The organism is Streptomyces sp. NPDC023481 (genome assembly GCF_055560195.1).
This window is the reverse complement of record NZ_JBVHJE010000023.1, coordinates 89,405-115,835: the sequence shown is the minus strand read 5'-3', so window position 1 is coordinate 115,835 and position 26,431 is coordinate 89,405. Positions and strand designations below refer to the sequence as shown.

General features: G+C 72.2%; 20 protein-coding genes and 1 riboswitch. Of the genes, 2 read left to right on the top strand and 18 right to left on the bottom strand.

From position 1 onward, the window contains the following. Positions 1-57: 57 nt before the first annotated feature. Positions 58-205: riboswitch (cobalamin riboswitch) on the bottom strand. Positions 206-363: 158 nt separating this feature from the next. The 17 genes from ACZ3ZD_RS34110 to ACZ3ZD_RS34030 all read right to left on the bottom strand — a co-directional run bounded on the left by ACZ3ZD_RS34110 (position 364) and on the right by ACZ3ZD_RS34030 (position 20,145). Further along, positions 364-1,449, bottom strand: a complete 1,086-nt coding sequence (locus ACZ3ZD_RS34110; RefSeq protein WP_467406260.1) for an enoyl-CoA hydratase/isomerase family protein — start codon at positions 1,447-1,449, stop codon at positions 364-366. A gap of 205 nt (positions 1,450-1,654) precedes the next feature. Then, on the bottom strand, positions 1,655-2,302 hold the full coding sequence (locus tag ACZ3ZD_RS34105; RefSeq protein ID WP_467406258.1) for a superoxide dismutase: 648 nt from the start codon (positions 2,300-2,302) through the stop codon (positions 1,655-1,657). Between the two features lie 157 nt (positions 2,303-2,459). Continuing rightward, on the bottom strand, positions 2,460-3,629 hold the full coding sequence (nicT, locus tag ACZ3ZD_RS34100; protein WP_467406255.1) for a Nickel transporter NicT: 1,170 nt from the start codon (positions 3,627-3,629) through the stop codon (positions 2,460-2,462). Positions 3,630-3,743: 114 nt separating this feature from the next. Next, entirely contained in the window at positions 3,744-4,547 is an 804-nt protein-coding gene (locus ACZ3ZD_RS34095; protein WP_467406252.1) for an ABC transporter ATP-binding protein, read from the bottom strand. A gap of 3 nt (positions 4,548-4,550) precedes the next feature. Continuing rightward, on the bottom strand, positions 4,551-5,516 hold the full coding sequence (locus ACZ3ZD_RS34090) for a FecCD family ABC transporter permease (RefSeq protein WP_467406278.1): 966 nt from the start codon (positions 5,514-5,516) through the stop codon (positions 4,551-4,553). A 56-nt stretch (positions 5,517-5,572) separates the two neighbouring features. Then, the gene (locus ACZ3ZD_RS34085) at positions 5,573-6,613 is read right to left on the bottom strand and encodes an ABC transporter substrate-binding protein (protein ID WP_467406249.1); all 1,041 of its coding nucleotides are present in this window, start codon (positions 6,611-6,613) and stop codon (positions 5,573-5,575) included. Positions 6,614-6,705: 92 nt separating this feature from the next. After that, the gene (locus ACZ3ZD_RS34080; RefSeq protein ID WP_467406246.1) at positions 6,706-11,235 is read right to left on the bottom strand and encodes an amino acid adenylation domain-containing protein; all 4,530 of its coding nucleotides are present in this window, start codon (positions 11,233-11,235) and stop codon (positions 6,706-6,708) included. After that, positions 11,222-11,479 (bottom strand): phosphopantetheine-binding protein, encoded by a 258-nt coding sequence (locus ACZ3ZD_RS34075; RefSeq protein WP_467406244.1) that lies wholly within the window; start codon positions 11,477-11,479, stop codon positions 11,222-11,224. Before ACZ3ZD_RS34075 ends, ACZ3ZD_RS34080 begins: the two co-directional genes overlap by 14 nt. Positions 11,480-11,569: 90 nt before the next feature. Further along, positions 11,570-13,153: a long-chain-fatty-acid--CoA ligase gene (locus ACZ3ZD_RS34070; RefSeq protein WP_467406242.1), complete on the bottom strand. Its 1,584-nt coding sequence runs from the start codon at positions 13,151-13,153 to the stop codon at positions 11,570-11,572. A 25-nt stretch (positions 13,154-13,178) separates the two neighbouring features. Then, on the bottom strand, positions 13,179-13,724 hold the full coding sequence (gene scoD, locus ACZ3ZD_RS34065; RefSeq protein ID WP_467406238.1) for a (2E)-enoyl-ACP glycyltransferase: 546 nt from the start codon (positions 13,722-13,724) through the stop codon (positions 13,179-13,181). Beyond that, complete coding sequence (scoE, locus tag ACZ3ZD_RS34060; RefSeq protein WP_467406234.1) at positions 13,721-14,611, bottom strand: (3R)-3-[(carboxymethyl)amino]fatty acid oxygenase/decarboxylase; 891 nt, start codon at positions 14,609-14,611, stop codon at positions 13,721-13,723. Before scoE ends, scoD begins: the two co-directional genes overlap by 4 nt. A gap of 20 nt (positions 14,612-14,631) precedes the next feature. Continuing rightward, the gene (locus ACZ3ZD_RS34055; RefSeq protein ID WP_467406230.1) at positions 14,632-14,871 is read right to left on the bottom strand and encodes an acyl carrier protein; all 240 of its coding nucleotides are present in this window, start codon (positions 14,869-14,871) and stop codon (positions 14,632-14,634) included. Then, the gene (locus tag ACZ3ZD_RS34050) at positions 14,868-16,124 is read right to left on the bottom strand and encodes a beta-ketoacyl-ACP synthase III (protein ID WP_467406227.1); all 1,257 of its coding nucleotides are present in this window, start codon (positions 16,122-16,124) and stop codon (positions 14,868-14,870) included. The genes ACZ3ZD_RS34055 and ACZ3ZD_RS34050 overlap by 4 nt, the downstream gene beginning before the upstream one ends. 48 nt (positions 16,125-16,172) lie before the next feature. Beyond that, a complete protein-coding gene (locus tag ACZ3ZD_RS34045) occupies positions 16,173-17,546 on the bottom strand; it encodes an MFS transporter (RefSeq protein WP_467406223.1) in 1,374 nt (457 codons plus the stop codon). 2 nt (positions 17,547-17,548) lie between these two features. Next, positions 17,549-18,304 (bottom strand): aspartyl/asparaginyl beta-hydroxylase domain-containing protein, encoded by a 756-nt coding sequence (locus tag ACZ3ZD_RS34040; RefSeq protein ID WP_467406221.1) that lies wholly within the window; start codon positions 18,302-18,304, stop codon positions 17,549-17,551. A 253-nt stretch (positions 18,305-18,557) separates the two neighbouring features. Further along, positions 18,558-19,160: a sigma-70 family RNA polymerase sigma factor gene (locus ACZ3ZD_RS34035; RefSeq protein ID WP_467406218.1), complete on the bottom strand. Its 603-nt coding sequence runs from the start codon at positions 19,158-19,160 to the stop codon at positions 18,558-18,560. 229 nt (positions 19,161-19,389) lie between these two features. Then, the gene (locus tag ACZ3ZD_RS34030) at positions 19,390-20,145 is read right to left on the bottom strand and encodes a hypothetical protein (RefSeq protein WP_467406216.1); all 756 of its coding nucleotides are present in this window, start codon (positions 20,143-20,145) and stop codon (positions 19,390-19,392) included. Positions 20,146-20,735: 590 nt separating this feature from the next. Between ACZ3ZD_RS34030 and ACZ3ZD_RS34025 the strand changes: the two genes are divergently transcribed. Beyond that, positions 20,736-23,765, top strand: a complete 3,030-nt coding sequence (locus ACZ3ZD_RS34025) for a hypothetical protein (RefSeq protein ID WP_467406214.1) — start codon at positions 20,736-20,738, stop codon at positions 23,763-23,765. A 287-nt stretch (positions 23,766-24,052) separates the two neighbouring features. Here ACZ3ZD_RS34025 and ACZ3ZD_RS34020 read toward each other — a convergent pair whose 3' ends face one another. Then, positions 24,053-24,913, bottom strand: a complete 861-nt coding sequence (locus ACZ3ZD_RS34020; RefSeq protein ID WP_467406211.1) for an SDR family oxidoreductase — start codon at positions 24,911-24,913, stop codon at positions 24,053-24,055. A gap of 89 nt (positions 24,914-25,002) precedes the next feature. Between ACZ3ZD_RS34020 and ACZ3ZD_RS34015 the strand changes: the two genes are divergently transcribed. After that, a complete protein-coding gene (locus tag ACZ3ZD_RS34015) occupies positions 25,003-25,731 on the top strand; it encodes a TetR/AcrR family transcriptional regulator (protein ID WP_467406208.1) in 729 nt (242 codons plus the stop codon). The last annotated feature ends 700 nt before the right edge of the window (positions 25,732-26,431 follow it).

Sequence of the window (26,431 nt, the reverse complement as noted above, 5' to 3'; positions counted from 1 at the left end):
GCTGGGCGACGGACTGCGCCATGGCAGTACCTCCTCTGGGAGTTCGCGTCCCATCTCGGTGGTGCACAGGACGACGGCCACGGGTCTGACTCACGTGACGCCCCAAGAGGGGGTCCCGCACACAGTGGCGCGACCGTGCCGGATTCCCACCGGCTTCCGTCTCGCCGTCGTCGATATCGGACAGACCGTATCGCGAGTCACGGGCCTGGCCAAGGCCGCGTCCGTCCGCCCGGTATGATCTTCCTCTCGCACCGGGCGGACGGTCGTGTGCCGACGGTTCAGCGGTGACGGAACTCCGGGCGGCCTCCTGTCGCTGGGGGCGCCCATTCCCTCCGTCTGTCCGGCGGTCGCGAACACCGCGGTTCACAGGCGCCGTTCGCACACCTCCGGGGCGGTGCCGGGTCCGGCGAGCCCCAGTTCGCGGTCGCCGAGGGGGGCGAAGAAGCGTTCGACGTCGGCGCCGGTGACCTCGGCGAGGGTCGCGGGCGACCAGCGCGGGCGGCGGTCCTTGTCGATGACCTGGGCACGGATGCCCTCGACCAGGTCGGGCGTGCCCAGGGTGGCGCAGGAGACGCGGTACTCCTGGTCGAGGACCCGCTCCAGCGAGCCGAGCCGCCGGGCGCGGCGGATCGCGGCGAAAGTGACCTTGAGCGCGGTGGGCGACTTGGCGAGCAGGGTCTCGGCCGCCTCCTTGGCGTCCGGGCCGCCCTGGCCGAGCAGCCGGTGGACGATCTCCTCGACCGTCCCGGCGGTGTAGCAGGCGTCGATCCACACGCGCCGGTCCGCCAACTCGCCTGGCGGGGCGGGCTGTACGTGACGCGCGAGGGCGTCCCGTACGGGCAGGCCGGCGAGGTCGGCCAGGAAGTCCGGGAGGGCGGCGGACGGTATGTAGTGGTCGGCCAGGCCGCACAGCAGCGCGTCGCCGGCGCCGATCCGCGCGCCGGTCAGCGCGAGGTGGGTGCCCAGTTCGCCGGGGGCGAGAGCGAGCAGACGGGTGCCGCCGACGTCCGGGACGAAGCCGATGCCGGTCTCGGGCATGGCGATCCTCGACCGTTCGGTGACGACCCGGACGCTGCCGTGCGCGGAGACCCCGACGCCGCCGCCCATCACGATGCCGTCCATGACGGCGACGTACGGTTTCGGGTAGCGGGCGATGCGGGCGTTGAGGTGGTACTCGTCGCGCCAGAACGCGGCCGAGGCCGTGCCGTCGCCGTCGAGGGCGTCGTCATGGATGGCGCGGATGTCGCCGCCCGCGCACAGGCCGCGCTCCCCCGCGCCCGTGACGACGACGGTCTCGACGGCCGGGTCCCGCTCCCACTCGGTCAGGGCCGCGTCGATCCGGCGGACCATGTCGTGGGTGAGGGCGTTGAGCGCCCTGGGCCGGTTGAGGGTGACGTGCGCGGCGCGCCCCCTGGTCTCCAGCAGGACGGGTTCCTCGCTGCCGGTCATCCGAACGCCTCCCTCAGGCCGCGAGCCACGATGACACGCATGATCTCGTTGGTTCCTTCCAGGATCCCGCGAACGCGCCAGTCACGGACGATCTTGCCCGCTGCGGCAGGGCCCCCGTCGGCGGAGTGCCGGCGGGGGCCCTGGGCGTGCCTGCCGCGAACGGTGAGAAGACGATCACGGGCAGGACGGTCGTGCGGCTACGGCGTCACGGCTTGAGGAGCAGGCTGTCGCCGCGCTCCTTGGCGGCGGCGTAGCGCCTGGCCACGTCCTGCCAGTTGACGACGGCCCACATGGCCTCGATGAAGTCCACCTTCTGGTTCTTGTACTGGAGGTAGAAGGCGTGCTCCCAGGCGTCGAAGACCAGGATCGGGGTGGAGCCCTGGCCGACGTTGCCCTGGTGGTCGTAGACCTGCTCCACGATCAGGCGTCCGCTGAGCGGCTCGTAGGCGAGCACGCCCCAGCCGGAGCCCTGGGTGGTGGCCGCCGCCTTGGTCAGCTGCGCCTTGAAGCCGGCGAACGAGCCGAAGGACTCGGTGATCGCGTCGGCCAGGTCACCCACGCCGTCGGCGGCCAGCGGCTCGCCGCCGCCGTCCTTCGGGCCGGTCATGTTCTGCCAGTAGATGCTGTGCAGGATGTGCCCGGAGAGGTGGAAGGCCAGGTTCTTCTCCAGGCCGTTGATCGATCCCCACGACTCCTTGTCCCGCGCCTCGGCGAGCTGCTCGATCGTGTCGTTCGCGCCCTTGACGTACGCCGCGTGGTGCTTGTCGTGATGCAGCTCGATGATCTCGGGGCTGATCACGGGCGCGAGGGCGGAGTAGTCGTAGGGAAGTTCCGGGAGCGTGTAAAGCGCCATGTCCAACGTCCTCCGAGGTTATTGCGAGTCGTATGCAACTGCACGCTAACAGTAGGAACGGTATCTCGCGATCATGCGTTGGACCTAGGACCCCCGTCCCATGTCGCTCCGTGCCGGAGCCGCGCGAGGGCCGGGGGCGCCGCCGTCGGACCGGGCGCTACTCGGCGCCCTCGTCCGCGGTGGCCGGCCGGGCCGGCCCGGCCGTCCACTTCTCCTCGATGCGGCCGGCCTTCCACACCAGCAGGGCGATGAGCCAGGTGGCGAAGAACAGACCGACGATGACGTAGCCGACGATGTTGAGGTCGAGTCCGGAGACCCAGTCCCAGAACGGGCCGTGCAGGCCGGCCTTCTCGGCGACCAGGCCGAGGAGTTCGACGGTGCCGATGACGAGGGCGACGGCGGCGGACAGACCGGTGATGGTGAGGTTGTAGTAGACCTTGCGGACCGGCTTGGAGAACGCCCAGCCGTAGGCGAAGTTCATGAACGAGCCGTCGATGGTGTCCAGCAGCGACATGCCGGCCGCGAACAGGACCGGCAGGCAGAGGATCGCGTACCAGGGCAGGCCGGAGGCGGCGCCCGAGCCGGCGAGGACAAGGAGCGCGACCTCGGTCGCGGTGTCGAAGCCGAGGCCGAACAGGAGGCCCAGCGGGTACATCTGCCAGGGCTTGGTGATCGACCTCATCAGACGGCCGAGCAGCCGGTTCATGAAGCCGCGGCTGTTCAGCTGCCGCTCCAGCGCGTCCTCGTCGAAGTGGCCGGCGCGCATCTGCCGGAACACCTTCCAGATCCCCGCCATGATCACCAGGTTGAGGATCGCGATGACGTAGAGGAACGTCCCGGAGACCGTCGTACCGATCCAGCCGGTGATGTCGTGCAGGGCGGAGTCGTCGTTCTGGACGGGGCCCGCCAGCGTCCTCACGCCCAGCGAGAGGAGGAAGGCGAGGGCGAAGACGATCGAGGAGTGCCCGAGCGAGAACCAGAAGCCGACCGACAGCGGGCGCCTGCCCTCCCCCATGAGCTTGCGGGTGGTGTTGTCGATGGCGGCGATGTGGTCGGCGTCGAAGGCGTGCCGCATGCCGAGCGTGTAGGCGGTGACGCCGATGCCGAGGCCGAAGGTCCTGGTGCCCAGGCTGTAGTGCTCCGGGGCGACGATCACGACCAGGGTGAACCAGCCGATGACGTGCAGCGCCAGGATGAAGGCGGCCATCCCGCCGACGCCGGTCCACTCCTTCCGCGTCATCGACGTGCGGATACGGTGCCACGAGATGCCGCGGCCGGCAGCAGGAGCGGTCTGCCGGGTGGGTGCGGAATCAGGAGCGGTGGTCATGGGGAGTGACCCTTACTTCTCGGCGAGCGGTTGTTTTCAGCCGCGCCCTCCAGCATTTCTGCAATCGTATTGCAACAACAATAGGGCCGCAGCAAAGCCCCTGCCAGGTTTCGGTCAACGTGCCGCGTCGTGCGGGCGCCCGCCGTGGGCGAGGGGCCGGGCCGCGTAGGTGATGCGGACGACACCGTCGGCGTGCCGTTCGGCGCTCGCCCGGACGCCGAAGACGTCGGCGAGGAGGCCGGGGGTGAGCACCTCCAGCACCGGGCCCGCCGCGGCCACCGCCCCGTCCTGCAGGACGACCAGGTGGTCGCAGAGGCGGGCGGCGAGGTCGAGGTCGTGGAGTACGGCGAGGGTGGTGATGCCGGTGGCGCGGATCAGGTCCAGCAGCTCGAACCGGGCCCGGATGTCGAGGTGGTTGGTGAGTTCGTCCAGCACAAGCAGCGTGGGATTCTGGGCCAGCGCCCGGGCCAGCAGGACGCGTTGGCGTTCGCCTCCGGAGAGGGAGGCGTAGGCGCGGTCGGCGAAGGGCCGTACGCCGCAGCGGTCGAGGGCGTCGGACACGGCCGCCCGGTCCTCGGGTCCGTCGCGGCCGAGGAGGCCGTGGTGGGGGGCGCGGCCGAGGGCGACGATCTCGGTGACGGTCAGGCCGGTGGTGTGGCCTCCGGCGTCCTGGAGAACGGCGGCCGTACGGCGGGCCGCGGCGCGTGGGGACAGGTCCCACACGTCCTCCTCGCCCACCCGGACCACCCCGTCCGCGGGGCGCAGTGAGCGATAGACGGTGCGCAGCAGGGTGGACTTGCCGCTGCCGTTGGGCCCGACGAGGCCGACGATGTGGCCTTTCTCGGCCTCAAGGCTGACGTCGTGCAGGATCGGGGTGTGGTCCAGGGTGACGTGGAGCCGGTCGACGTGGAGTCTCATGGTTCAGTCCAGCCCCTTGTCACGGCGCAGCAGCCACAGGAAGAAGGGGGCGCCGAGGAGGGCGGTGAGGATACCCAGGGGCAGTTCGTTGGGGCGGTCGAGCGTGCGGGAGAGCAGGTCGACGAGGACCAGGTAGACGGCGCCCAGCAGGGCGGTCAGGGGCAGCAGCCGGCGGTGGTCGGCGCCGGTGGTCAGCCGCACGAGGTGGGGGATCATGAGGCCGACGAAGCCGATGCTGCCGGCGACCGCGATGACGGTGCCGGTGAGCAGCGCGCTGAGGACCAGCAGGACGGCACGCAGCCGGTTGACGTCGACGCCGAGCGCGGTGGCCGACTCGTCGCCGGCGAGGAGCACGTTGAGGCGGCGGCCGAACAGGGACAGCAGTACGGTCGTGGCGAGGACGACGACGGACACCGTCGGGAGCTGGTCCCACCGGGCGCCGGCGACGCTGCCCAGCATCCAGAACATCACCGTCCGCAACTCGGTCGGGGTGGCCTGGAGTTGCACGAAGCTGGTGGCCGAGAGGAAGACGTACCCGACGGCGACGCCGGCCAGGACCAGCCGGGTCGGTGCCATCCGGCCCCGGCGCCGGCCGAGCGCGAACACCAGGGCGCCGGCGGCCACCGCGCCGAGGAAGGCCGCCGCCGACACCCCGAGTCCGGCGAGGGCGACGCCGCCGCCGAGGGTGATGACGAGGACCGCGCCGAGCGTGGCGCCGTAGGAGAAGCCCAGCACGATGGGGTCGGCCAGCGGGTTGGACACCACCGTCTGGAGTACCGCCCCGGAGACGGCCAGGCCCGCGCCGACGAGGGCGGCCAGAACCACCCGCGGGGTGCGGAAGTTCCAGACGATCTGGTCCAGCGCGGGATCGCCGGGCCCCGTCCTCGCCCCGGTGACGTGGTGGAGGACGATCCCCCACACGTCACCGACGGGTACGTCGACCGCGCCGATGCTGATCGCCACGATCATGGTGGCGACCAGCGCGACCGGCAGCAGCGTGAAGGCCAGCGGCACCCTGAGCCGGGTCAGAAGGCGTCCGGGTGCAGCATCTCGGCGATCTTCCGGACGGCGAGGTCGTTGCTGGGACCGAGGTACATCGAGTCGGACAGCGTCACGTACGTGCGGTTCTCGGCGGCCGGCCACTGGGGGAACTCCTTGAGCAGTGCCCTGGCGTAGGCCGCCGGGTCGGGGTCGTTGTAGCCGATGACGACGAGGGCGTCGACGTCGGTGGCGGCCACCTTCTCCTTGCTCAGGTCGGCGAAGGAGGTCGGGGAGGCGTTCTCGAAGGCGTTGGTGCCGCCGGCCCTGGCGAGGATGTCGTTGTAGATGCCCTTGGCCACGACCGAGCTGAAGTCGTTGCCGCCCATCGACATGTGGGAGAAGAGCACCATGACCTTGGGCTTCTTCTTCCCCCTCACCTTGTGGGTGACGGCGGCGATGTTCTTCTCGGAGGCGGCGATCAGCTTCTCGGCCCTGCCGCCGACGCCGAAGATCCTGCCCAGGTCGCGCAGCAGCCGGTAGCTGTCGGCGATGGTCATCCCGGACGTGTCCTGACCGCAACCCTGCGGGGAGACGTAGGTGTGGGCACCGACGTCCTTCAACTGCTCGCGCGTGGCGAAGCCGTTCTTCTGGTCGAAGCCGTACGAGGTCGTGGACAGCACCAGGTCCGGGCGCAGGCCGATCATCGCCTCGCGGGGGATGTCGTAGGCGTCGTTGAGCTTCACGTCACCCGTGGGCAGCTTCTTGATCGCCGCGGCCCGGCCCGGCACCTCGGACATGCCGTAACTCTGCTGGTTGGCGACGATCCTGTCACCGAGGCCGAGGGCGAGCAGGGTGGAGATCTCGGCGACGGAGGCGCCGTTCATCACGACGACCCGGCTGGGCGCCTTCTCGAAGGTCTCCTTCACACCGCAGTTGTCGAGGGTGACCGGGTAGCCGTTCTTCGCGGCGGCGATGTCGGCCGTCGTGCTGCCCGCCTTGTCGTCGGGCGGCGAGCCGCACGCAGCCGTGAGCAGGCAGAGTGCGGCGGCCAGGGCTGCGGCGGCGGCCGGCCGGTTCATCGGCATGCGGGCTCCTTGCGTGCGGGGCGTGCGCCTGGGGTGCGGGTTCTGTTGCAGTAGTCGGGTCGAAGTGGCCGCGGGTTCCCGGAAGTTTCCGGCTATGTCGCGGACGGCCGGGTGGGGGCCGGCAGCAGGCCGGCCGTCACCGAGTGGTCCAGGTAGCGGAAGAACAGGGCGCGGTCGACGGGCGGGCAGGTGATGCCGCTGCCGGCCAGGCCCGCGCGGGCCCGGTCGGCGCGGACGTGCCCCGGGCTCGGATCGGCGCCCTGTCCGGCGGTGCCTCCTTCGGCGGAGTCGAAGAAGGCGAGTGCCGTGGCCGCCGCGTCGGCCGAGCGGGGCAGCCGCGCCCGCCAGTCCGCGAGCGGCAGGGTCCGTACCGGATAGCCGTACTCCCGCACCCAGTCGTACACGTCCGCGAGCCGTACGCGGGGCAGGACGGCGTGGTGGAAGACCGGGCCGGCGGCCGTCGGGTCCTCCAGGCCGAGAGACAGACGGACGAGGCAGCGCGCGACGAAGTCCACCGGGGTCCAGACCTCGTCCGTGAAGAGGTCGGGCACGATCCCCGCGGGGATGCCGGCCCGCAGCACACCGAACAGGAAGTCCCGCTCGTTGACGTGTCCCGTCCGGGCGGGTCCGACCACGCGGCCCAGCCGGTGGACGGTGACGGGCAGGCCGCGTTGCGCCGCCTGTTCCAGGAGGCGTTCGGAGGCCCACTTGGACTGCTGGTAGCCGTGGCGCAGGCCGTCGTGGAACGGCAGGAACGCCTCCGGCACCTCGGGGCTGTGGCGCGCCGGCGGGGCGACGGAGAGGGTGGAGACGTAGTGCAGGGGTGTGGTGTTCACGGCCGCGAGGCGCAGCAGTTGCCGGGTGGATTCGGTGTTGGCGGCGCGCAGGGTCGCGTAGTCGCGCAGGATGCTGACGGTCGCGGCGTTGTGGAGGATCGCGTCACAGCCCTCGGCGAGGACGGACCGGGTCTGCGGGGGCAGGCCTAGGTCGGCGCGGGCGAGGTCTCCGGGCAGGGCCGTGACGCGGGCCGCCGCACGGGCGTCCAGGGCGATGCCGTGCCGGGCGAGGGCCGCGTGGACGCGGGCGGTGGCCTCCGCAACGTCGGCCGCCCGTACCGTGCAGACGATCTCGGCGTCCGTGTCGGCCAGCAGCCGCGCCAGCAGGTGCGCACCCACGAAGCCGGTGGCGCCGGTGAGCAGGATCCGTCGGAGGGGGGCACCCGGGGTCCGCTTCCTGCCGGGCCGGATGCCCGGATCGAGTGCGGTCCCGGCCGGCGGGGCGGGGGGCGCGGACCGGGCGGGTCGGGTCCGCTGGGCGGCGGCCGCGGTGAGGAACCGGGCGAGGGCGGCGGCGGTGGGGTGCTGGAAGAGCCAGGCGACCTTCACGGTACGGCCGGTGTCCGCGGCGAGCCGGTTGGCGACCTGGATGACCTGGAGGGACTGGGCGCCCAGGTCGAACACGTCGTCGTCCACGGCGACCGCGTCGGCGCCGAGGATCTGCCGCCAGATCCCGGTGATGGTCTGCTCCAGAGGGCTGCCGTCCGTGGGCTCCCGGTGAGCGGGCGGCCCGGCGAGCGCGGCCCGGTCGGTCTTGCCCGAGCCGGTGCGGGGCAGCCGGTCGACGACCTCGACGGCGGAGGGGACCAGCGCCGCGGGCAGCCTCGGCCTCAGGTGTGCCCTGATCTCGGCGGCGGACGGTGCCGGGGGCTCGGCCACCACGTGGGCGACCAGGCGCCGGCTGCCGTCCGGCAGGACCTGCCCGGCTACGGCCGCCTCCCGGACCCGGGGATGGGTGAGCAGCGCGCTCTCCACCTCGGCGGGCTGCACCCGGTGCCCGCTGAGCTTGAACTCGTCGTCGGCGCGGCCGAGATGGCGCAGTTGCCCGTCCTCGCCGATGCGGACCAGGTCCCCGGTGCGGTAGGCACGGGGAGCGCCGGCGAGGGCCGTGAGCGGGGCGAAGCGGGCGCCGTCCGGGATGTCTCCCCGGTAGCCGTCGGCGAGGGTCGGGCCCAGCAGGTACAGCTCGCCGTCGACCACCGCGGCCCGGGTGCCGGGCAGCGGCAAACCGATGGGAACGTCACCGGGAGCGAGCCCGGGGTCGTTCAGGTCGGCGACGGTGGCGACCACGGTGGCCTCGGTCGGGCCGTAGGTGTTCAGCAGCGTGACCGAAATGCCCACGGCCCTGCGCCACCGCTCGACCCGTTCGGGCAGGGCCGCCTCGCCGCCGATGACGACGGTCCGCACCCGCTCCGGCAGGGCGGCGGCGCCGGTCGACACCGCGTAGGCGACTTCGTGCCAGTAGGCGGTCGGCAGGTCCAGCACGCTGATGCGCAGCCGGGCGCAGGCGTCGAGGAAGTCGGGTACCGACTCCGTCATGTCGTCGGTCCGCACCACCAGGGTGGCGCCCGCGCAGAGGGTCAGGAAGATCTCCTCCACGCTGGCGTCGAAGTGCAGCGGCGCGAACTGCAGGACGCGGTCCTCGCGGCGCAGCCCGTAGCGGTGCGTGGCCGCGGCGACGAAGTGGGCCAGCGCGGCATGGCCGACCGCCACGCCCTTGGGCCGGCCGGTGGAGCCGGAGGTGTGCAGGACGTAGGCGAGGTCCGTGAGCCGTGGCGCGGGCGGGGAGCCGGTAATGGTGCCGGGCCCGGACGTCAGCTTCCCCAGGGGCAGTACGGGGTGGTCCGCGAACCCAGTCGCATGCTCGCCGGTGGTCAGGACGAGCGCCGGCGCGGTGTCGGCCGCCGACAGGGCCGTACGGCGGCCGGGTGCCCCCGGGTCGAGGGGGCAGTAGGCGGCGCCCGACAGCAGCACACCGAGCAGGGCGGTGACGGCGTCCGCACCCCGGGGCAGGGCTACGGCCACCAGGTCGCCCCTTCCGACGCCACGGCCGGCGAGTCCGCGCGCGATGTTTGTTGCGGTACCGAGGAGTTCGGCGTAGGTCAGCCGCGTCCCGGCGTGCTCGACGGCGACGGCTCCGCCCCTCCGGGTGGCGTGGTCGGCGATCAGGCTCAGCACCCGGCGGGCCGGGGCGGGCAGCGGGCCGCCGTCGAGAACGGGTACGGTCCGGTATGCCCCCGATCCGCCGAGCGGCCGATTCGGGGTGCCCGGCGGACGGTTCGGGGCGGTGAGCGGGCGGTCCGAGGCGCCGAGCGGACGGTCCGGGACGACAAGCAGCTGGTCCGGATTGGCGAGCAGCCCGTCTGCGTCGGCGAGCGACCGGTCCGGGGCGCCGAGCGGGCGGTCCGGGTCGGCGAGCAGCTGGTCCGAGGTGCCGAGCGGACGGTCCAAGTCGGTGAGCCCCAGGTCCAGGTCGGCGCGCCCCAGGTCCAGGTCGGCGAGCCGCCGGTCCGGGGCGGCGAGTGCCTCCGTCAGCAGGGCGAGCAGACCGTCCCGGAAAGCGGCTGTCCCGGACCGCGTGTACAGCTCCGGGTTGGCGTCGACGGCGACCCGCAGACCGGTGCCGTCCCCGCGGTCGTAGACATTGACCGCCAGGTCGTCCACCGGGCCGGCGGACACGTTGTGGACGGTGCTCGGGTGCCCGGCGAAGGTCAGGCCGTACTCGAACGGCATGATGTTCACGCCCGGCCCCGACAGCCGGCGCCGGCCGCCCACCAGCCTCAGGTCGCGCCGCAGCTGCTCGTAGCGGTAGCGCTGGTGGGGCAGTGCGGCGCGCAGTTCCCGCGAGACCCGGGAAACGAGGTCGCGGAGGCTGTCGTCGGGGGTGACGGGGATCCGCAGGGGCAGGATGTTGCGCACCATGGCGGGCACCCGCAGGGAGACCGAGCCGAGGCGGCCCATCGCCGGCAAACTCAGGACGATCTCCCGTGCCCGGGTGAGCCGGTGCAGGTGGGCGGCGGTCACCGCGAGCAGGGTCTCCGACCAGGTGACCGACAGGGCGCGGGCGACGGTGCGCAGGTGGTCGGCGGCGGCCGGGTCGAGGTCGGTGACGTGCCGGTGGAAGGTGCGGGCGGGCAGGGCGGAGCGGCCCGCCGGGGTGGCCACCGGCGGGTGGTCGGCGTAGCGCTCGGTCCAGTAGGCCCGGTCCGCCGCGTGGCGGGCGGAGTCGCGGTAGGCGCGTTCCTCGGCGAGGACGGCGTCCAGGGTGCCGAAACCGCTGTCGGGGACGGGTTCGCCCGTCTTGAGCGCGGTGTAGACCTGGGTGACGCGCCGGGCCACGAGGGAGAGGCCGAAGCCGTCGAGGGCGATGTGGTGGACGCGGTGGTACCAGAGGAACTCCTCCGGGGCGGTCCGCAGCAGGGCGTGGCCGAAGAGCGGCCCGCGGGTGAGGTCGACGGGACGGGCCAGGTCCTGGTCCATCCAGGCCAGTGCGGCGGTGTGCGGGTCGTGTTCGGCGGTCAGGTCCGCGATGTGGGTGTGCCAGTCGCCGGCCGGGGTGCCGGTCTGCCGGGGGCGGCCGGTGTCGTCGGTGTCGAAGGTGACGTTCAGGGCCTCGGTCTCGGCGACGACGTGGTGCAGGGCCCGGTCGAAGACGGCCGTGTCCAGCGGGCCGGCGATGCGCAGGTACTCGGCGGTGTTGTAGGCCGGGGAGTCGGTGTCGAGCTGCTGGCCGGCCCAGATGCCCTCCTGGGCGGCCAGCAGCGGGCGCCGCTCAGGCGCCGGCACGGCCGGATCCCGGTGTGCGCTCGGTGAGCAGCTGCCACCACTGGGCGAAGGAGGCGCGCTCGGCGAGTTCCACGAACGTCACCTGGGCGCCCGCCGCCCGCCAGCGTTCCAGCAGGGTGGCGATGCGCAGGGAGTCCAGTCCGGCGTCCAACGGACTCTCGGTCAGGTCGACTTCGCCGGGTTCCAGGAAGAGAAACTCCGCGAGGTCCTCGCGGAAGCTGTCCAGGGTGAGGTGTGCGGGCATGGGGGCTCTCTCTCGGTGGCTCGTCCGCCGGTGCGGCGGTGGGCGCGCCGGCCCGTCCGCGCCGGGAGGACAACGGCGGGCGCGGGCCGGTCAGTTGACTTTGCGTGCGCGGCCGTGCCAGAAGCGGTCACGTAGTTCGCGGCGGAGGATCTTGCCGCTCGGGTTGCGCGGGACCCGGTCCGTGAACTCGTAGCCGGCGGGCAGCTTGAACGCGGCCAGGTGCGGGACGAGGAAGGTGTGCAGGTCCCGGGGGCTGGGCCGCTCTCCGGCCGCGGGTACGACGAAGGCGTGGACCTTCTCGCCCCACCGCTCGTCGGGAACGCCGATCACGACCGCCTCGCGCACCGCCGGGTGGCGCTCCAGCACGTTCTCGATCTCGGCGGGGTAGACGTTCTCGCCGGCGACCAGGATGGCGTCCTTGATGCGGTCGCGAAGGAAGAGGTAACCGTCCGCGTCGAGGTAGCCGGCGTCACCGGTGTGGATCCAGCCGTCCACGAGCGTCTGGGCCGTCCTGTCCGGCAGGCCCCAGTACTCGACCATCCGGGCGGGGGTGTGCAGGCAGACCTCGCCCACCGCGCCCGGGGGCAGTGCGCGGCCCTGGTCGTCGATCACCTTGGCGCGCACCCCCGGGTAGGGGCGCCCGGCGGCCTGCATGAGGGGGCCGCCGGGCACGTGGGCGGCCGGGGGCAGGCACACGGCGGTGTTGCCGGTCTCGGTCAGGCCGTAGATCTGGGCGAACTCGCAGTCCAGGACGGCGAGGCTCTCCTCCAGCAGTGCCTGGGAGATGGGGGAGCCGCCGTACACGGTCTTGCGCAGGCTGGTGAAGTCCTCGGCGCTCACGCCGGGTTCGGTGAGCATCATGCGGAGCATGGCCGGGACCACGCAGGCGGTGGTGATGCCGAGGTCGCGGATGAGGTCCACGGCCTGCCGGGCGGTGAAGGCGCGCAGGGCGACGACGGTCGTGCCGGCGTTGAGGTTCTGGGTGGCCCACCACAGGCCGCCGATGTGGAAGCCGGGGATGCCGATCAGGGCGATGTCGCCCTGCCGCCAGTCGATCCAGTCGAGTTCCTCGCTCGCGAGCGCGTCGCGGATCGCGAAGAAGCTGCGGTGGGCGAGCACCACGCCCTTGGGCAGACCGGTGGTGCCGCTGGTGTAGAGCTGGGCGACCGGTGTGTCGGGAGTGGCCTCGAACTCCGCGTCCGTGTCGGGGTGTTCGGAGCGCCACGCCGGGATCGACCGCACGGGGACGACGGACTCCGGCGGCGCGGTGGGCATGGCCTGGACGACGGGGGCGCACTCGTCCTCCAGGAACAGCAGCCGGGTACCGGAGTCCTGGAGGATGTGGCTCACCTCTGGCGCGGTGAGCCGCCAGTTGACCGGGACGAGCACGGTGCCGGTCTTGGCGCAGGCGAAGAGCGCCTCGTAGTAGTGCTCGGACTCCTTCCCCAGGTAGGCCACCCGGTCGCCCTCGCCGAGTCCCGCGGCCAGCAGGGCGTGCGCCATGCGGTTGCTGCCGCGGTGCAGGTCGCCGTAGGTCAGGGTGCGGCCCTCGCAGATCACCGCGGCGGCCTCGGGCCGACGGCCGGCGTGGAAGCGGGTGGTGTGGACGAGGGTGCTCGGCTCGGGGTGGCGAGGCCTCGCGCCCCGGGGCTGCGGCACCGTGGACATCTCCATGAGCGGTCTCCGTTCGGTGTCGGGGTCAGGGGAGGTTGACGAACGCGAGGGTGGCCTCGCCGTCGCACCGGCCGCCGTGGGCGTCCTGGTAGCGGAACACGGTCCGGGCGTGGAGGAAGGGTCGGGCGCCGCCCGGGGTGCGCCGCGTCACGGAGTGGAACTCCATCTCCCCGGTGAAGTGGCGGGGGTCGACGGGCCGCCGGAAGGTCACCGCGAAGCGGGCGATGAGGATGTCGGGGAGCTGGTGGCGCCAGAAGTCCTCCAGGGTCCAGTCCTCGAACCCGGTCAGCCGTCCCTCGTGCACGGACTTGGCGACCAGGTAGTACATCATCTGGTTGTAGGCGATGTTGACCTCGACCGAGTTCAGGTGGCCGGTGTCGGCGATGTAGCAGGACTCCGGGACGCTGAACGCGCAGTGGGCGGAGGAGAGCCGGCCCGAGGCCGTGACCTCGGCGGACCTCAGGTACCTGCAGTGCCGCTTGTACGGCACCAGGACCCGGGCCAGCAGTTCCTCGTCGGTGGGGTACGACCGCGGTGCCGCAGCGTCCTGGTCGGTGACGGGCGCGGTCACGCGGCGCGCATCCCGTCGTAGAGCCGCCGCTCGTCGTGGACGGTGACGCGGTGGGAGACGGTGGGTTCGGGGGTGGTGGTGTGGCGGGCGCGGTGGACGAGACTGCGGTTGTCCCAGACGAGCAGGTCGCCCTTCTCGAAGGTCTGCAGGTGGATGTTCGGGTGCTCGAAGGAGTCGTCGAGCTGGCCGGTGGCGTCGAGGAGTCTGGTGAGGAGGTCCTCGCCCAGCGGTTCGCCGTCCTGGTCCTCGATACCGAGGGTGAAGCCCTCGCTGAGGTAGAGGATCGTTTCTCCGGTCATCGGGTGGGTGAAGGTGGTGGGCTGGACGACCGGCGGGGTCTTCTTCTCGACCTCCTCGACGACTTCGGAGATCGGGCGGTAGACGTCGTGCGGACGGATCTTGAAGTACCTGCGCACGGAGTGCCGGCAGCGGGTGCCGGCGATCTCCTTCTTCAGCTCCTCGGGCAGCCGCTCGTAGGCCCGGCCCATGTCGATGAAGTAGGTGCCGCGGTCGCGCTCCGGGACGACTCGCGGGTGGATCAGGGTGATGCCGAAGGGGTCGGGCATGAACTGGTAGTCGGCGTGCCAGAACATGCCCGTCTTCGGCACCCCTGTCCGCCTGCCGTTCTCCGGCACGTTGGACGAGACGAATATCTCCGGTACGTCCGGGTGCCGGTACATGGATTCGTAGTACGTCTCGGGGCGGCCCAGGCGCCGGCCGAGGGCGAGGAACTGCTCCGGGGTGAGGTCCTGTCCCTTCAGGACGGCGATCTTCTTCGCGTAGACGGCCCTCTTCAGGGTCTGGACGTCGGCTTCGCAGGCCGTGGTGTGATCGAAGCCCTCGACGGTGACGCCGAGCGCGGCGCCGGGCTGGTCCGTGATCTGCATGGCTGCCGGTCCTTCCGGGGTCAGACGGTGGTGGTGCGGCGGGAGTCGACCAGCTCGGCGAGCCGGCCGAGGGTGAGATCGGGCTGGAGTTCGTCGTCGCCGACGGTGACTCCGAGGTCGCGTTCGATACGGATGCCGATCTCGACGGTGGTCAGGGAGTCGACGTCCAGCGCGCCGAGCGTGGCCTCGGGGCGGACGAGGTCGGCGGGTACGTCGTGCAGGCCGGCGATGACGGCGACGACGCGCTCGTAGGTGGTCATGGTGTGGTCCGTTCCTGTTGCGGGTGTGGGGCGAGCCGGGGCCAGGTCAGGAGGCAGGAGCCCCAGGTGAGGCCGCCGCCGAAGGCGGTGAGCAGGAGGCGGTCGCCGGGGCGGAGCCGCCGGTCCGCCGTGGCGTCGGCCAGGGCGAGCGGTATGGAGGCGGCTCCGGTGTTGCCGCGGGTGTCGATGTTGGTGACACAGCGCTCCCGGGGCAGGCCCAGGTCGTCGGCGACGGAGTGCAGGATGCGCAGGTTGGCCTGGTGGGGCACGAAGTGGTCGACGTCGTCGGTCGTCCAGCCGGCCTCGGACAGCGCGGCGCGCGCCGAGGCGGCCATACGGGTCACCGCATGCCGGTAGACCTCCCTGCCCCGCATCGCGAAGTGCCGTTCGGCGTAGTACTGCTCGGCGGCGGGGGGTTGAGGGAGGGCGAGTTGGGTGAGGGTGGGTCGGGTGGTGACGGGTTCGGGGGTGACGGTGGTGGATCCGCCGCCGGGGGTGGCCGGTCCGCCGCCGGGGGCCGCGGGTTCGGCGTCGGGGGGCGCCGGTTCGCCGCCGGGGGTGGCCGGTCCGCCGCCGGGGGTGGCCGGTCCGCCGCTGGGGGTCGCGGGTCCACTACCGGTGGCACGTCGGCGGGAGCCGCCGGCGGCGACCGTGATCAGATCCTCGTGGGCGCCGTCGCTGCCGAGGTCGAAGTGGCCCACCGCGCCGGGCTCGTCCGCGTCACCCGCGCGCAGGACCACCGCTCCGGCGCCGTCCCCGAAGATGATCGCGTTGGTCCGGTCCAGCGGGTTGACGATGCTGGAGTAGGTGTCCGCGCCGATCAGCAGAACCCGCTCGGCGACACCGACGGCGATCAACCCGGCCGCCGTGGCGAGGCCGTACACGAACCCGGTGCACACGGCGCCGACGTCGAAGGCGGCGGCTCCCGCGAGGCCCAGGCGGGTCGCCACCACGGGCGCGGTGGCGGGGCAGGGGCGGTCCGGGGTCGTCGTGGTGACGATCACCGTGTCGACCGTCCCGGTTCCGGCCGAGCGCAGCGCGCGCCGCCCGGCCTCGACGGCGAGGTCGGAGGTCGCCTGGCCGGGCTCGGCGATGTGCCGTCGGCGTATTCCGGTGCGGGTACGGATCCAGGCGTCGTCGGTGTCCAGCCGCTCGGCGAGTTCGTCGTTGGTGACGACGCGGGGCGGCACCCAACCGGCCAGGCCGCACAGTACGGCCGCCGGCCCCGGCGGTCTGGGGGTGGTGCTGGGCACGGCTGTTCTCCTCTTCGGGTGGGCAACTCGTGGGTGGGGCAGGGGGGTTCACGCGGCGGCGGTCGTGGGGGTGCGCAGGGCCAGGGTGAGCGGCACGCCGCAGCAGAGGCCGGCCGCGATGGCGAAGACGGCGATCCGTATCCCGGTGAGCAGGGCGCCGTCCGGCGGGCCTTGGCCGACCCCCGACGACAGCGCGACCAGCAGGGCGAGGCCGACCGCGCCGCCCACCTGGAGGGCGGTGGAGGCCATGCCGGAGGCCACGCCCTGGTCCTCGGCGGCCACTCCGGAGGTGGCGGCGATCCACATGCCGGTCCAGGCGGCGCCCTGGCCGGTTCCGAGGAGCAGGATGCCGGGCAGCAGCAGGGGGTACGAGCCGTCCTCGGTGAGCGCGAGCCCGAGGACGGCGGCTCCCGCCGCGCCCAGCGTCATGCTGCCGGCCAGCATCCGTCCCACCCCGACCCGGGCGACGACCAGTTCACCGGCCTTGGTGCCCAAGGCGGTCACCACGGCGGGGACGAGGAAGGCCAGTCCGGTCGCGAACGCGCCGTAACCGCGCACCCTTTGGAAGTAGAGGGTCATGAAGTAGTGCAGGGAGCTGAAGGTGGCGCTGTAGAGCGCGGTGACCGTCATCGCGGCGATGAGACCGCGGTGGGCGAACAGGCGCGTCGGCACGAGGGGTTCGCGCGTACGGGTCTCCACCACCGCGAAGCCGGCCAGCAGGGCGACCGCGAGTGCGGCACTGAGCAGCGCGGCCGGGCTGTCCCAGCCCGCCTCGGGGGCGTGCACCAGCACGAACACCAGGAGGGTGACCCCGCCGGTGCCGGCCAGCGCGCCCGTGACGTCGAACCGGCGGGTGCCGGTCGGCGGACCGTCCGCGGGGAACAGCCGGTGCCCCGCCCACGCCAGCGCCGCGGCCACGGGCACGTTGACGAAGAAGACGGACGGCCAGCCGAACGCCTCGACCAGGACGCCGCCCAGCAGGGAACCGAAGCACAGGCCGCCGGCCCCCGCCGCGCCCCACACCGCCAAGGCCCGGTTCCGGGCGGGTCCCTCGTCGTAGAGGGTGTTGATCAGGGCGAGGGTGGCCGGGAACAGCAACGAGCCGCCGATGCCCTGCACCGCGCGGACGGCGACCAGGACGCCCGCCGACCCGGACAGCCCGCCCACCAGCGAGGAACTCGCGTACACCAGGGCCGCGGCGACGAAGGTCCGCCGCCGGCCCAGCAGATCGGCCGTCCGACCGCCGAGCAGGAGGAAGCCGCCCGTCGTCACGACGTAGGCGCTCACCACCCACTGCAGGTCGTGCGCCGAGAAGCCGAGGCCGGTGCCTATGTCGGGGAGGGCGACGTAGACGATGTTGTAGTCGAGCGCGATGACCAACTGGGCCAGCGCCAGGACGAGAAGGGACAGTCGTGCCCGCACCGTCAGTCGTCTCCCATGAGGCGCCTGACCTCGTTGACGAGCGCGGTGAGGGCCGCCCGCTCCGGAAGGGTCGTTTCCGGGTGCCAGAGGTCCACGAGAAGGCAGGTCCGGGGCCTGTCCCCGGCATTGCGCGCTTCATGCTCGAAGGAATAGTCGAAAAGCAGGCACTCCCCCTCCATCCAGGAACGGGTTTCGCCCGCCACCGTGATACTGCACCCGTCCGGAATGTCGACGGCCAGATGCAGATTGATGCTGAAGTTCCACAGGTCGCAGTGCGGGGCGATGACCGCGCCCGGCAACAGGGTGGAGAAATGGCATTCCAGGAGGGGGCATATCCGCTCCGTCGCCACCGCGGACTCGTCGAGCACCTTGTACGCCGTGGGCATGATGTCCGCAGCCTCCTCGACCAGTCCGCCGCCCCGGTACAGGTGGAGGGCCAGCCAGTCGTCCTGGCGGGTCAGATAGTGCTCGTAGTCCGAGAACGCCTCCCGGCGCCCGGCCCAGGCGGCGGCCGCCTCCTCCTTGATCACCGGGTGAGCGGCTTCGAACGCCTCTACGACCGGGGCCAGTTCGGGATGGCCATGAGGGTCGTGCCAGGGGGTGGGCGACAGCCCGGGCAGGACCCACTTGGCGCCCTGCTGGAGCGGGTGCCGCGGCCCCCCTCCCCCGGGCCCGAGCATGAGTTCCACACGTCTGAGGGAGTCCGCGCCGTACTCTCCTCTGATCGCCGCGAAGGCGTCCACGATCTCGGGTGTCATACAGGGCCCCTCCTGACCACTTCCGTCCCGGCCGGCCGCCGGGTCGGTGTCGCAGTAGTAGTCGGGGGGAGGTGCCGGGGAGTTCCCGCCGGATTGCGCCAGTTCCGCCAGACGGCAACGCATTTGTGAGCGCGGTGGTGGTTCCCCACTCCACCAGTCGGCCGGGCTTGTCATCCGGTTCCCGGCGGGACGGCCCGGTCCGAGGACCGGGCCGCCGGGAGGGGGACCGCCACCGCTCGCGCCCCGGAAGGCGTCAGGCGGCCAGGGCGCTCGCGGCCTCGGCCTCCCGCAGGAGCCGTTCGAGCGTCACGCGGGCCCGGGACACCCGGGAGCGGACCGTACCGACGGGACAGCCGACGAAACCGGCCGCCTCCTCGTACGACAACCCGACCACCTGGGTCAGCAGGAACGCCTCCCGGCGCTCGCCGGGCAGGGTCTGCAAGAGGTCGAGCAGGGCGACGCCGTCCTCGAAGCCCGGCAGACCGCAGGCCTGGGCGCCCTCCACCGCCGTCTGCCAGTCGACGGCGTCCGCGATCCTGGGGCGCACCGCGGCGCGCCGCAGGCTGTCGGCGACCGCGCGGCGGGCGATCGACAGCAGCCAGATACGCGCCGAGGCCCGGCCCTCGTAGCGGTGCAGGCTGCCGAACGCCCGCGCGAAGGTGTCCTGGGTCAGGTCGTGGGCGGTCTGGGGGTCGCCGCTGAGGTGCGCCACGTAGCGCAGCACGTCACCGTGCAGGGCGCGGACGAAGCGCTCGGCCGCGTCGGGGTCGCCACCGCGGGCGGCCAGCGCCCAGGCGGTCGCCGACGCGTCCACGGCGGCACGGTCCGCCCGTGCGGCGGGCATGACAGAGATCATCTCGTGATGTCCTTCTCGGGTCTTCCGGGGCCGGGCCCGCACAGGGGCACGGCTCACCGGCGCGTGGGGTGCGCCCTGCGCGGCGGCAGGGCGAGTCCCGGAGCCCGTCGGGAACCGACCGTTCGCGGCGGGGCGGTGGGTGTGCCGAGCGGAGGAGCCGGCTGGGCACACCTGCGCGCGAGAGCACCGCAGAACGGGAGAAGAGGGGGCTCCGGTGGATCCGGCTGTCTCAGCGGACAGCGGCCCCCACGGGTGGGCCCCGGAAGGTGAGGGCGCAGCACAGAAGCAGACGCACCGGGGGCGGCGCGGTCGCGGCGCGGCGCCTGTGCGGCTTCGGGCGGCCGACCGGTGCGGGCAGGGCCCCGAGCAGCCGCAGCGGGGCCGCGAGCCAGGCCGCCGTCGCCCTCAGGACGCGGAAGACGGCCCGTTCGCCGTAGGCGAGCCACAGCCCGCACAGGGCCGCGGCCAGGAGGTGCGCGGCGAACATGCCGACCGAGGCCGCGCCGCTCATGCCGGCCATACCGTACACATGCCCGAGGCCGGCCGCGCCGTGAACGGTGTGGCCGGCGGACCCCATATCCATCGCGCCCATGTGCATGGAGCCCATGTGCATGCCGTCCATGTGGACGGAGCCCATGTTCATCGCGCCCATGGAACCCATCGAGCGCATGTCCATGGCGCCGCCGCCCGTCGAGGGACCGGCGTGGGGCATGGCCGTGCCGCCGGACGCCGACGACTGCGCCAGCGAGAACGTCTCGTGGAGCACCGCCTGGGCCGCGGTCACGACCGCGACGACCGACGTACGGCCGCGCTCCCGGCCGGCCAGCAGCCAGCCGGCCACGCCCGTCCCGACCGCTCCCGCGGCCATGGCCCACCAGGGCACGGACGTACCCGACATGAGCGCGTGACCGAGGGCGGCGAGCAGCACACAGGCGGCGGCGAACACGCCGGCCCGCGCTGCGCGGCACCACCCTGGGACAGTCATAGTCCGCTCATCCTCGCACCCGGGGCCCGATCCTCGTCAGGGGGTACGCACAAACCCCCACCCCCCGACTCACCGACGGGGAGGTGACACACGCCACAGCAGGCGCACGGGAACTCCGGGAGCGCAGGGAACGACTACTGGAGAGACACCGCGCCCGGCCGCACCACCACGGCCAGGCCCCTGACCGGGCCGGAACTCCAGGGTGGACGGCACCAGTTCGCCCGACCGCCGCCCGTCCGAGGGCACGGGCACCGTCAGGTCGGTCCCGCTCGCCGGCATGGCGAGACTGTCGCCCCCCGCGGGGGACAGGACCCGCCCCTGCCGTGACGCGGATCCGCGCCGGGCCGCCGGCCCGGCCCGTGCCGGCCCAGGTGGTCAGCCTCGTCGGCGCTCCCCCCGGAACGGCGTTCCGGGGGCGCTGCGGAAGGGCTGCTGGGCCGAACGCTGCTTCTGGCCAAGTTCAGCGAACTGTGTAGTAGCCGTGATCGCGTTGTGTAGCTTCGAGCAGTCCGGACGGCGTCATGGCCAGGCGCCCAGGCCTGGCGAGCCGTGTCGACCTCTCCCTCACCCTCTCGCAGACGGGAATCGTCATGAGCACTCCGAGCACCGGAACACCTGCCACCACACCGGCGGCGAGCACGACAGCGCCCACGAGCACGGGCTCGGCGAGTACGCCGCCCAAGTACGAAGTGGACAAGGCGATGCTCGACGGCGCCACGCCGACGGATCTGCTGCCGACCACCGGCAACTATCCGACGGAGATCGTCCGGTACCGCTCGGTGGTGCTCACCGACATCCCCGGGGCGAAGCCGGCGCGCAAGCTGACCGGAGCCATCGATCTGGGCGAGGAGAACCTGCCGTTCTACGACCGCCCGGCCGAGGGCATGATCGTCACGACGGAGCAGAGCTGGTCGGCCCAGGGCGTCACGCTCGGCCGGTTACTGCACAGCCTCGCGCTCGCGCCCGGGGAGAGCACCAGGGTCGCGGTCGTCGACTGGCAGCGCACCACCAAGGCCACGGGCACCGAGACGACTGCCGAGGCCGACACGCTGTCCAGCACCACCGACCAGAGCCGGTCGATCAGCGAAGTCGCGAACGCGATCGCCCGTGAGGAGCAGTACGGCACCTCCCAGGCGTTCCAGACGAGCAGGTCCTCCAGCTCCGGCGGCAGCATGGGAGTGTCGCTCGGTTTCATCAGCGGCGGCGCTTCCTGGAGCGAGTCGTCGAACACGGGCTTCGCGACCGCGGTGTCACGCTCGACCGGACTGAAGTCGGTCGCGGACGAGGCGACGCAGCGGATCAGCGCGCGGACCCAGCAGCTGGCGACCGCGGCCCGCAGCCGGAACATGACGGTCGTGCGCGAGACGTCGCAGTCGGAGAAGGATCAGGTCGTCACGCGGGTCGTCACCAACTACAACCACATGCACGCGATGTCGGTGCAGTACTACGAGGTCGTCCAGGTCTACAACGTGACGACCAAGCCGACCAAGCTGGAACGCTGCCTGTTCATCCCGCTGCAGGAACTCACCTTCAACTACTCCAGCCTGCAACGCTACAAGGAGGTGCTCGCCTCGGTGGCACCGGCCGACTGGGCGGCCAAGATCCGGGCCGCGAACCCGTTCGACACCACCGTGCGCAAACTCGACGCCTGTTCGGCGGCGGAGACGCCGCAGGGCCAGGCTTTCGACGGAGTGGATCTGGTCGACATCGCCGCGTCGGCCATGGGCATGTACGGGGTCCGCAAGTACGACGGCAGCCCCCTCCGGTTCGATCCGGCGGGCCGGCAGTGGAACCCGCTGGAGACCACCGGACTGGACAACGACCTGCGCCGCATCGCACCCGGCAAGGACACCGTCTGGGCGCTCAGGACCGACAACGTCCTCGTGCAGTTCGACGGGACGAGCTGGCGAACGGACCCGCAGAACAAGGACGGCCTGGCCCTCACCTGCGGTCCGGACGGCGCGCTGTACCTCGTCGGCACGGACAACAAGCTCTGGCAGCGCGCCGTGAACGGCACCTGGACGGACCTGAACGTCGAGGCCGACGACGTCGCCGTCACCGGCAGGGACAAGGTGTGGTACACCCGGCAGGGGAAGCTCTACGAGCGCAGCGGCACCAGCTGGGTGGATCGAGGAGTGGGGGGCGTGCAGCGGGTGTCCGCCGGTCCGGACGGCGCACTCTGGCTCGTGGCCAAGAACAACAACGACACCCTGGCCGTCGTACTGGAGCCCGGTGCGGCCAGCTGGAGCCTTCCCACGAACGGCCTCAAGGGACTGCCCGGCGTGGCGGAGGTCGTCTCGTCCCCCGGCGGGGACTGCTGGGCGCTGATGAACAACGGGACGCTGCTGAGGTTCATCACCACAGCACGCGAGACGCCCCTGCCCTTCGACGACCCCTCGAAGGCCGACTCCCCTTACGCGACCAAGATCGACGTCTGGTACGACGAGGCCGGAATCCGCAGTATCCAGGTCGTCTTCCCGGGCCGTACCTTCCGCTGCGGCGACACCGGCGGCTCCGGCATACAGCGGCACGTGTCCCACGCCCTCGGCGCCACCGACAAGCTGATCTCCGTCGACGCCTGGTCCGGCACCGCCGCCCGTGGCAGCCTCGCCGGGCTGCGCCTGACGATGACCTCGGGCGTGGTCAACTTCGGCCCGGCGGCCACGACCTCCGTTCCGCCCGACATGTCCGAGGACGCCGGCGGCGCCTCGGCCATCTGCGGGCTGTTCGGTTCGACGGTGAAGTCCGGCAGCCGCACCTACGTCGCCTCTCTCGGTTTCTACGTGCGCGGCGGGAACGTGCCGCAAGCGGTCCTGGACCATCTGAACGACAACCGCCGCCATTACAGCCAGGCCGTGTGGGCCAACGCCGACGAGCTGACGCTCAGCCGCATCCTCGCCAACTACTCGTACACGCCCGCCGGCTCCAACGCCGCCCCCGTCCTGCTCGGCACGCTGCTGGACCCCAAGCCGATCGCCGCCACCGGCAACTACCTCGGCTTCCGGTGGAACTTCGGCAGCGACAAGGAGCGCGACGACTGGACCAACTCCCGCAAGGCGAGCGACAACACCTTCGGGACGCCGGTGACCAACACGATCGCCATCGCCACCAAGGGCGTCTTCGCCGAGGCCGTCCTCGGCCGGGCCAACTCGGCCGAGAAGATCGACCTCACCCGCTTCTGGAACTGGAAGGACTCGCCCATCCAGATCACGCCGGCCGACATCGCTCCCGTGTCCACCGGGACGCGTGCGCAGAACCTCGACACCACGGTGGCCGCCCTGGGCGCCACCCAGGCGAAGTTCACACCGCTGGCGGCCATGCCCGACCCGACCGCCCTGCAGACGGTGCAGGCCATCAGCACCGCGAACCTGTTCCGCGACATGAGCGGCCTCAACACCCTGAGTCAGGTGCTCACCAAGGGCATCGAAGCCGCCGCCGGCAACGACAAGGAAGCCGGCGAACGCGCCCAGGCGGCCATGAAGACCGTCACCGAACACCTGGAGAAGATGGCCAAGATCGTGGCCGATGCCGCCGCCAAGGGCGGAACGGCCGCAGCCACCGGCGGCGCCGGCAACCTCAGCGCGGTCGGCGGCATGATGAACCAGGGTGGCAAGGCCTAGGTGTATTGACCCGCAGGATGGTTGACGCGGCTGATGGGTGGTTGGCCGTCGAGTGCGGTGTGGCACCGGTGGTAGTTGTACCGTCCACGGCAGACGGCTCCTCGTCGACCGGGTCCGCGCTGGCAGGGGTGGGGCACGGGAAACCTCTGGGATGGTGCGGAACCTGATGCGGAGTCTGAGTTTGTGCCCGAGGCCGCCGATCTGGTGATCGACGTCCTCGGGCGATAGAGGGCGAGCCTTTTGTGGGCGGCGAGTCAGGCCGGGGCCGCCTGCGCGCCCCGCTGGATCTATTCGTCCCAGGCATGCTTTAGCTGCGTGCGGAAGGTGGCGGGCTCTCGCCCGATCAGCTCGGCCAGTGTCGAGTCGACAGCGGTGAACTCGCCATTCCGCGCCGCGGCGAAGATGCTCAGCATCAGGTCGCCGATCGGGGCCGGGGCGCCGTGCGCCAGAACCTGCTCGCGGAAGGCGTCGTCGGGGACGACGGTGCGGGTGAAGGGCCGTCCGGTGGTCTGGGACGCGATCTCGGCGACGGTGTCGAAGTCGAGCGCCGCCGGGCCGGTGAGCGGCGGGGTGGGCCCCTCGAAGCGGTGCTCCTCGGCGAGGATCGCCGCGGTGGCCTCGGCGAGGTCGTCGTGGCCGGTCCAGGCGACGGGGCCGTCGGCGGGAAGGGCGATGTCCCCGGTGTGGCGGGCGGACTCCAGGAACTGCAGGGCGCTGGAGGCGTAGAAGCCGTTGCGCAGCGCGGTCCAGGGCAGGCCGGTGGCGCGCAGCAGGTCCTCGGTCTGGGCGTGGTCGCGGCATGCCAAGAACCGGGAGTCGTGGGCGGCGCCCATCTGGCTGGTGTAGAGGATGCGGCCGACGCCGGCCTTCACGGCGGCGTCGATGGCGGCGCCGTGGCCGCTGACGCACTCCTGGCCCGTGCGGTCGAGGGAGACGAGGAGCAGTTGCTCGGCGCCCTCGAAGGCGTGCACGAGCGAGGCGGGGTCGTCGAAGCTCCCCTGCCGGACGCGGACGCCGCGGTCGGCGAGGTCCTGGGCCTTGCGGTGGTCGCGGACGCTGACGCCGACGCGGTCGGCGGGGACACGCTCCAGGAGGCGCTCGACGATGCGGCGGCCGAGCTTTCCGGTGGCTCCGGTCACGATGATCATTGGGTTCTCCTGACCCTGTTTCCGATGGAATCACTTTAACGGTAACACTGGAAATTCCGGTGGAACCAAATTTTCGGTATCATCGGTTCATGGCTACGCGCGACTCCACCGACAGCCCTCGGCGCCGCATCGTCGAGGCGGCCGTCGAGCTGCTGGAGAACGGCGGCCCTGACGCGGTGAGCACCCGCGCGGTCGCCGCCGCGGCCGGAATGCAGCCGCCGGCGATCTACCGCCTCTTCGGCGACAAGGAGGGGCTCCTTGAGGCCGTCGCCGAGCACGGCTACGCGCAGTTCCTGGAGAGAAAGCGCGCGCAGCTCGACCCCGCTCCGCAGGACCCGGTGGAGGAGCTGCGCCGCGGCTGGGACATGGTGGTCGAGTTCGGGGTCTGTCGCCCCGAGTTGTTCGCGGTGATGAACAGGGCCACCGGCCGGGGATCGGACGCAGCACACCGCGCGGGCCTGGAGATCCTCCATGGGCGGGTGCGTCGGCTGGCGGCCGGGGGGTGGCTGCGGGTCGACGAGGAGCTGGCCGCCCAGATCATCCAAGCCACCGGCCAGGGCGCCGTCACCACCTGGCACTCCACCCCCGCGGACCGCCGCAATCCGGCACTGTTGACCGTCCTGCGCGAGTCCATGGTCGCGGCCGTCACCCGCGCCGAGCCGGCGCTCCCCACCGCGGAGTCCGGTCCCGCCGCAGCGGCCCGCGCGCTGCGCGCCGCCCTCCCCGACGACGCCGGTGCCCTGAGCGACGCCGAGCAGCGCCTGCTGCGTGAGTGGCTCACGCGCCTGGCGGCGGACGGTGGCGCGCCGCCTGCCTGATCGCGCTCAGGCGCCCTCGCGCAGGTTGAACCTTCCGAGGGAGAGATCGCGCGATGAAGCGGCGTCCACCAGATGAGACAGTGGACGACCACACGGCTCCGGCCGGCTCCCCCCTTGCCCAATAACGCGCCTCCAGCCTTGATCACGTCTCGGCCGCCCATGGTTGACAACGCTCGTGGTCAATACACCTAGGCAGCATCCAACGGCGGTTCCGCGGCGAAAGCCTGATTACCGCGCCGCACGGATCCGGGCCGCCCTCCGCACCCCGCCCCACCGACCTGTCCGAGTGCCTGCCGATCCACGTGCGAACGACCTCCGGGAGTGGGTGGCTCCGCTGCTGCCACCCACTCGCCCCTCGCCGGCCGATCGCGCCCGCTCCGGCTCCGGGCACCACCCGATCACCGACCGCCATGGCACTCCGCCGGCCGTCACACTCACCGGCGGCAACCGCCACGGCGTCACCCGGCCTCCTCCGTCGTCGAACGCGGTCCCTGCGATCCGGGGCCTTCGCTGACGCCCCGCCGCACGCCCCAGCGCCCGTATGCCGACCGCGGCTACGACTCCGACAGGTACCGCCGCCTTCTTCAGGGGCGCGGCATCATCTGCCTCCGACGGCTCCGAAGGGCGTTCTGAACGATCAGTCAGCCCGGAACGCCGGCACGCTCGGCGTTTCGGCCACCGTCGCTCCACCGCCCGGCCC

Coding starts and splice junctions, on each gene's coding strand:
- ACZ3ZD_RS34110 (WP_467406260.1), bottom strand. CDS start 1,449: ATGACCGGCAGCGAGGAACCCGTCCTGCTGGAGACCAGGGGGCGCGCC.
- ACZ3ZD_RS34105 (WP_467406258.1), bottom strand. CDS start 2,302: ATGGCGCTTTACACGCTCCCGGAACTTCCCTACGACTACTCCGCCCTC.
- nicT (WP_467406255.1), bottom strand. CDS start 3,629: ATGACCACCGCTCCTGATTCCGCACCCACCCGGCAGACCGCTCCTGCT.
- ACZ3ZD_RS34095 (WP_467406252.1), bottom strand. CDS start 4,547: ATGAGACTCCACGTCGACCGGCTCCACGTCACCCTGGACCACACCCCG.
- ACZ3ZD_RS34090 (WP_467406278.1), bottom strand. CDS start 5,516: ATGATCGTGGCGATCAGCATCGGCGCGGTCGACGTACCCGTCGGTGAC.
- ACZ3ZD_RS34085 (WP_467406249.1), bottom strand. CDS start 6,613: ATGCCGATGAACCGGCCGGCCGCCGCCGCAGCCCTGGCCGCCGCACTC.
- ACZ3ZD_RS34075 (WP_467406244.1), bottom strand. CDS start 11,479: ATGCCCGCACACCTCACCCTGGACAGCTTCCGCGAGGACCTCGCGGAG.
- ACZ3ZD_RS34070 (WP_467406242.1), bottom strand. CDS start 13,153: ATGGAGATGTCCACGGTGCCGCAGCCCCGGGGCGCGAGGCCTCGCCAC.
- scoE (WP_467406234.1), bottom strand. CDS start 14,611: ATGCAGATCACGGACCAGCCCGGCGCCGCGCTCGGCGTCACCGTCGAG.
- ACZ3ZD_RS34055 (WP_467406230.1), bottom strand. CDS start 14,871: ATGACCACCTACGAGCGCGTCGTCGCCGTCATCGCCGGCCTGCACGAC.
- ACZ3ZD_RS34040 (WP_467406221.1), bottom strand. CDS start 18,304: ATGACACCCGAGATCGTGGACGCCTTCGCGGCGATCAGAGGAGAGTAC.
- ACZ3ZD_RS34035 (WP_467406218.1), bottom strand. CDS start 19,160: ATGATCTCTGTCATGCCCGCCGCACGGGCGGACCGTGCCGCCGTGGAC.
- ACZ3ZD_RS34030 (WP_467406216.1), bottom strand. CDS start 20,145: ATGACTGTCCCAGGGTGGTGCCGCGCAGCGCGGGCCGGCGTGTTCGCC.
- ACZ3ZD_RS34025 (WP_467406214.1), top strand. CDS start 20,736: ATGAGCACTCCGAGCACCGGAACACCTGCCACCACACCGGCGGCGAGC.
- ACZ3ZD_RS34020 (WP_467406211.1), bottom strand. CDS start 24,913: ATGATCATCGTGACCGGAGCCACCGGAAAGCTCGGCCGCCGCATCGTC.
- ACZ3ZD_RS34015 (WP_467406208.1), top strand. CDS start 25,003: ATGGCTACGCGCGACTCCACCGACAGCCCTCGGCGCCGCATCGTCGAG.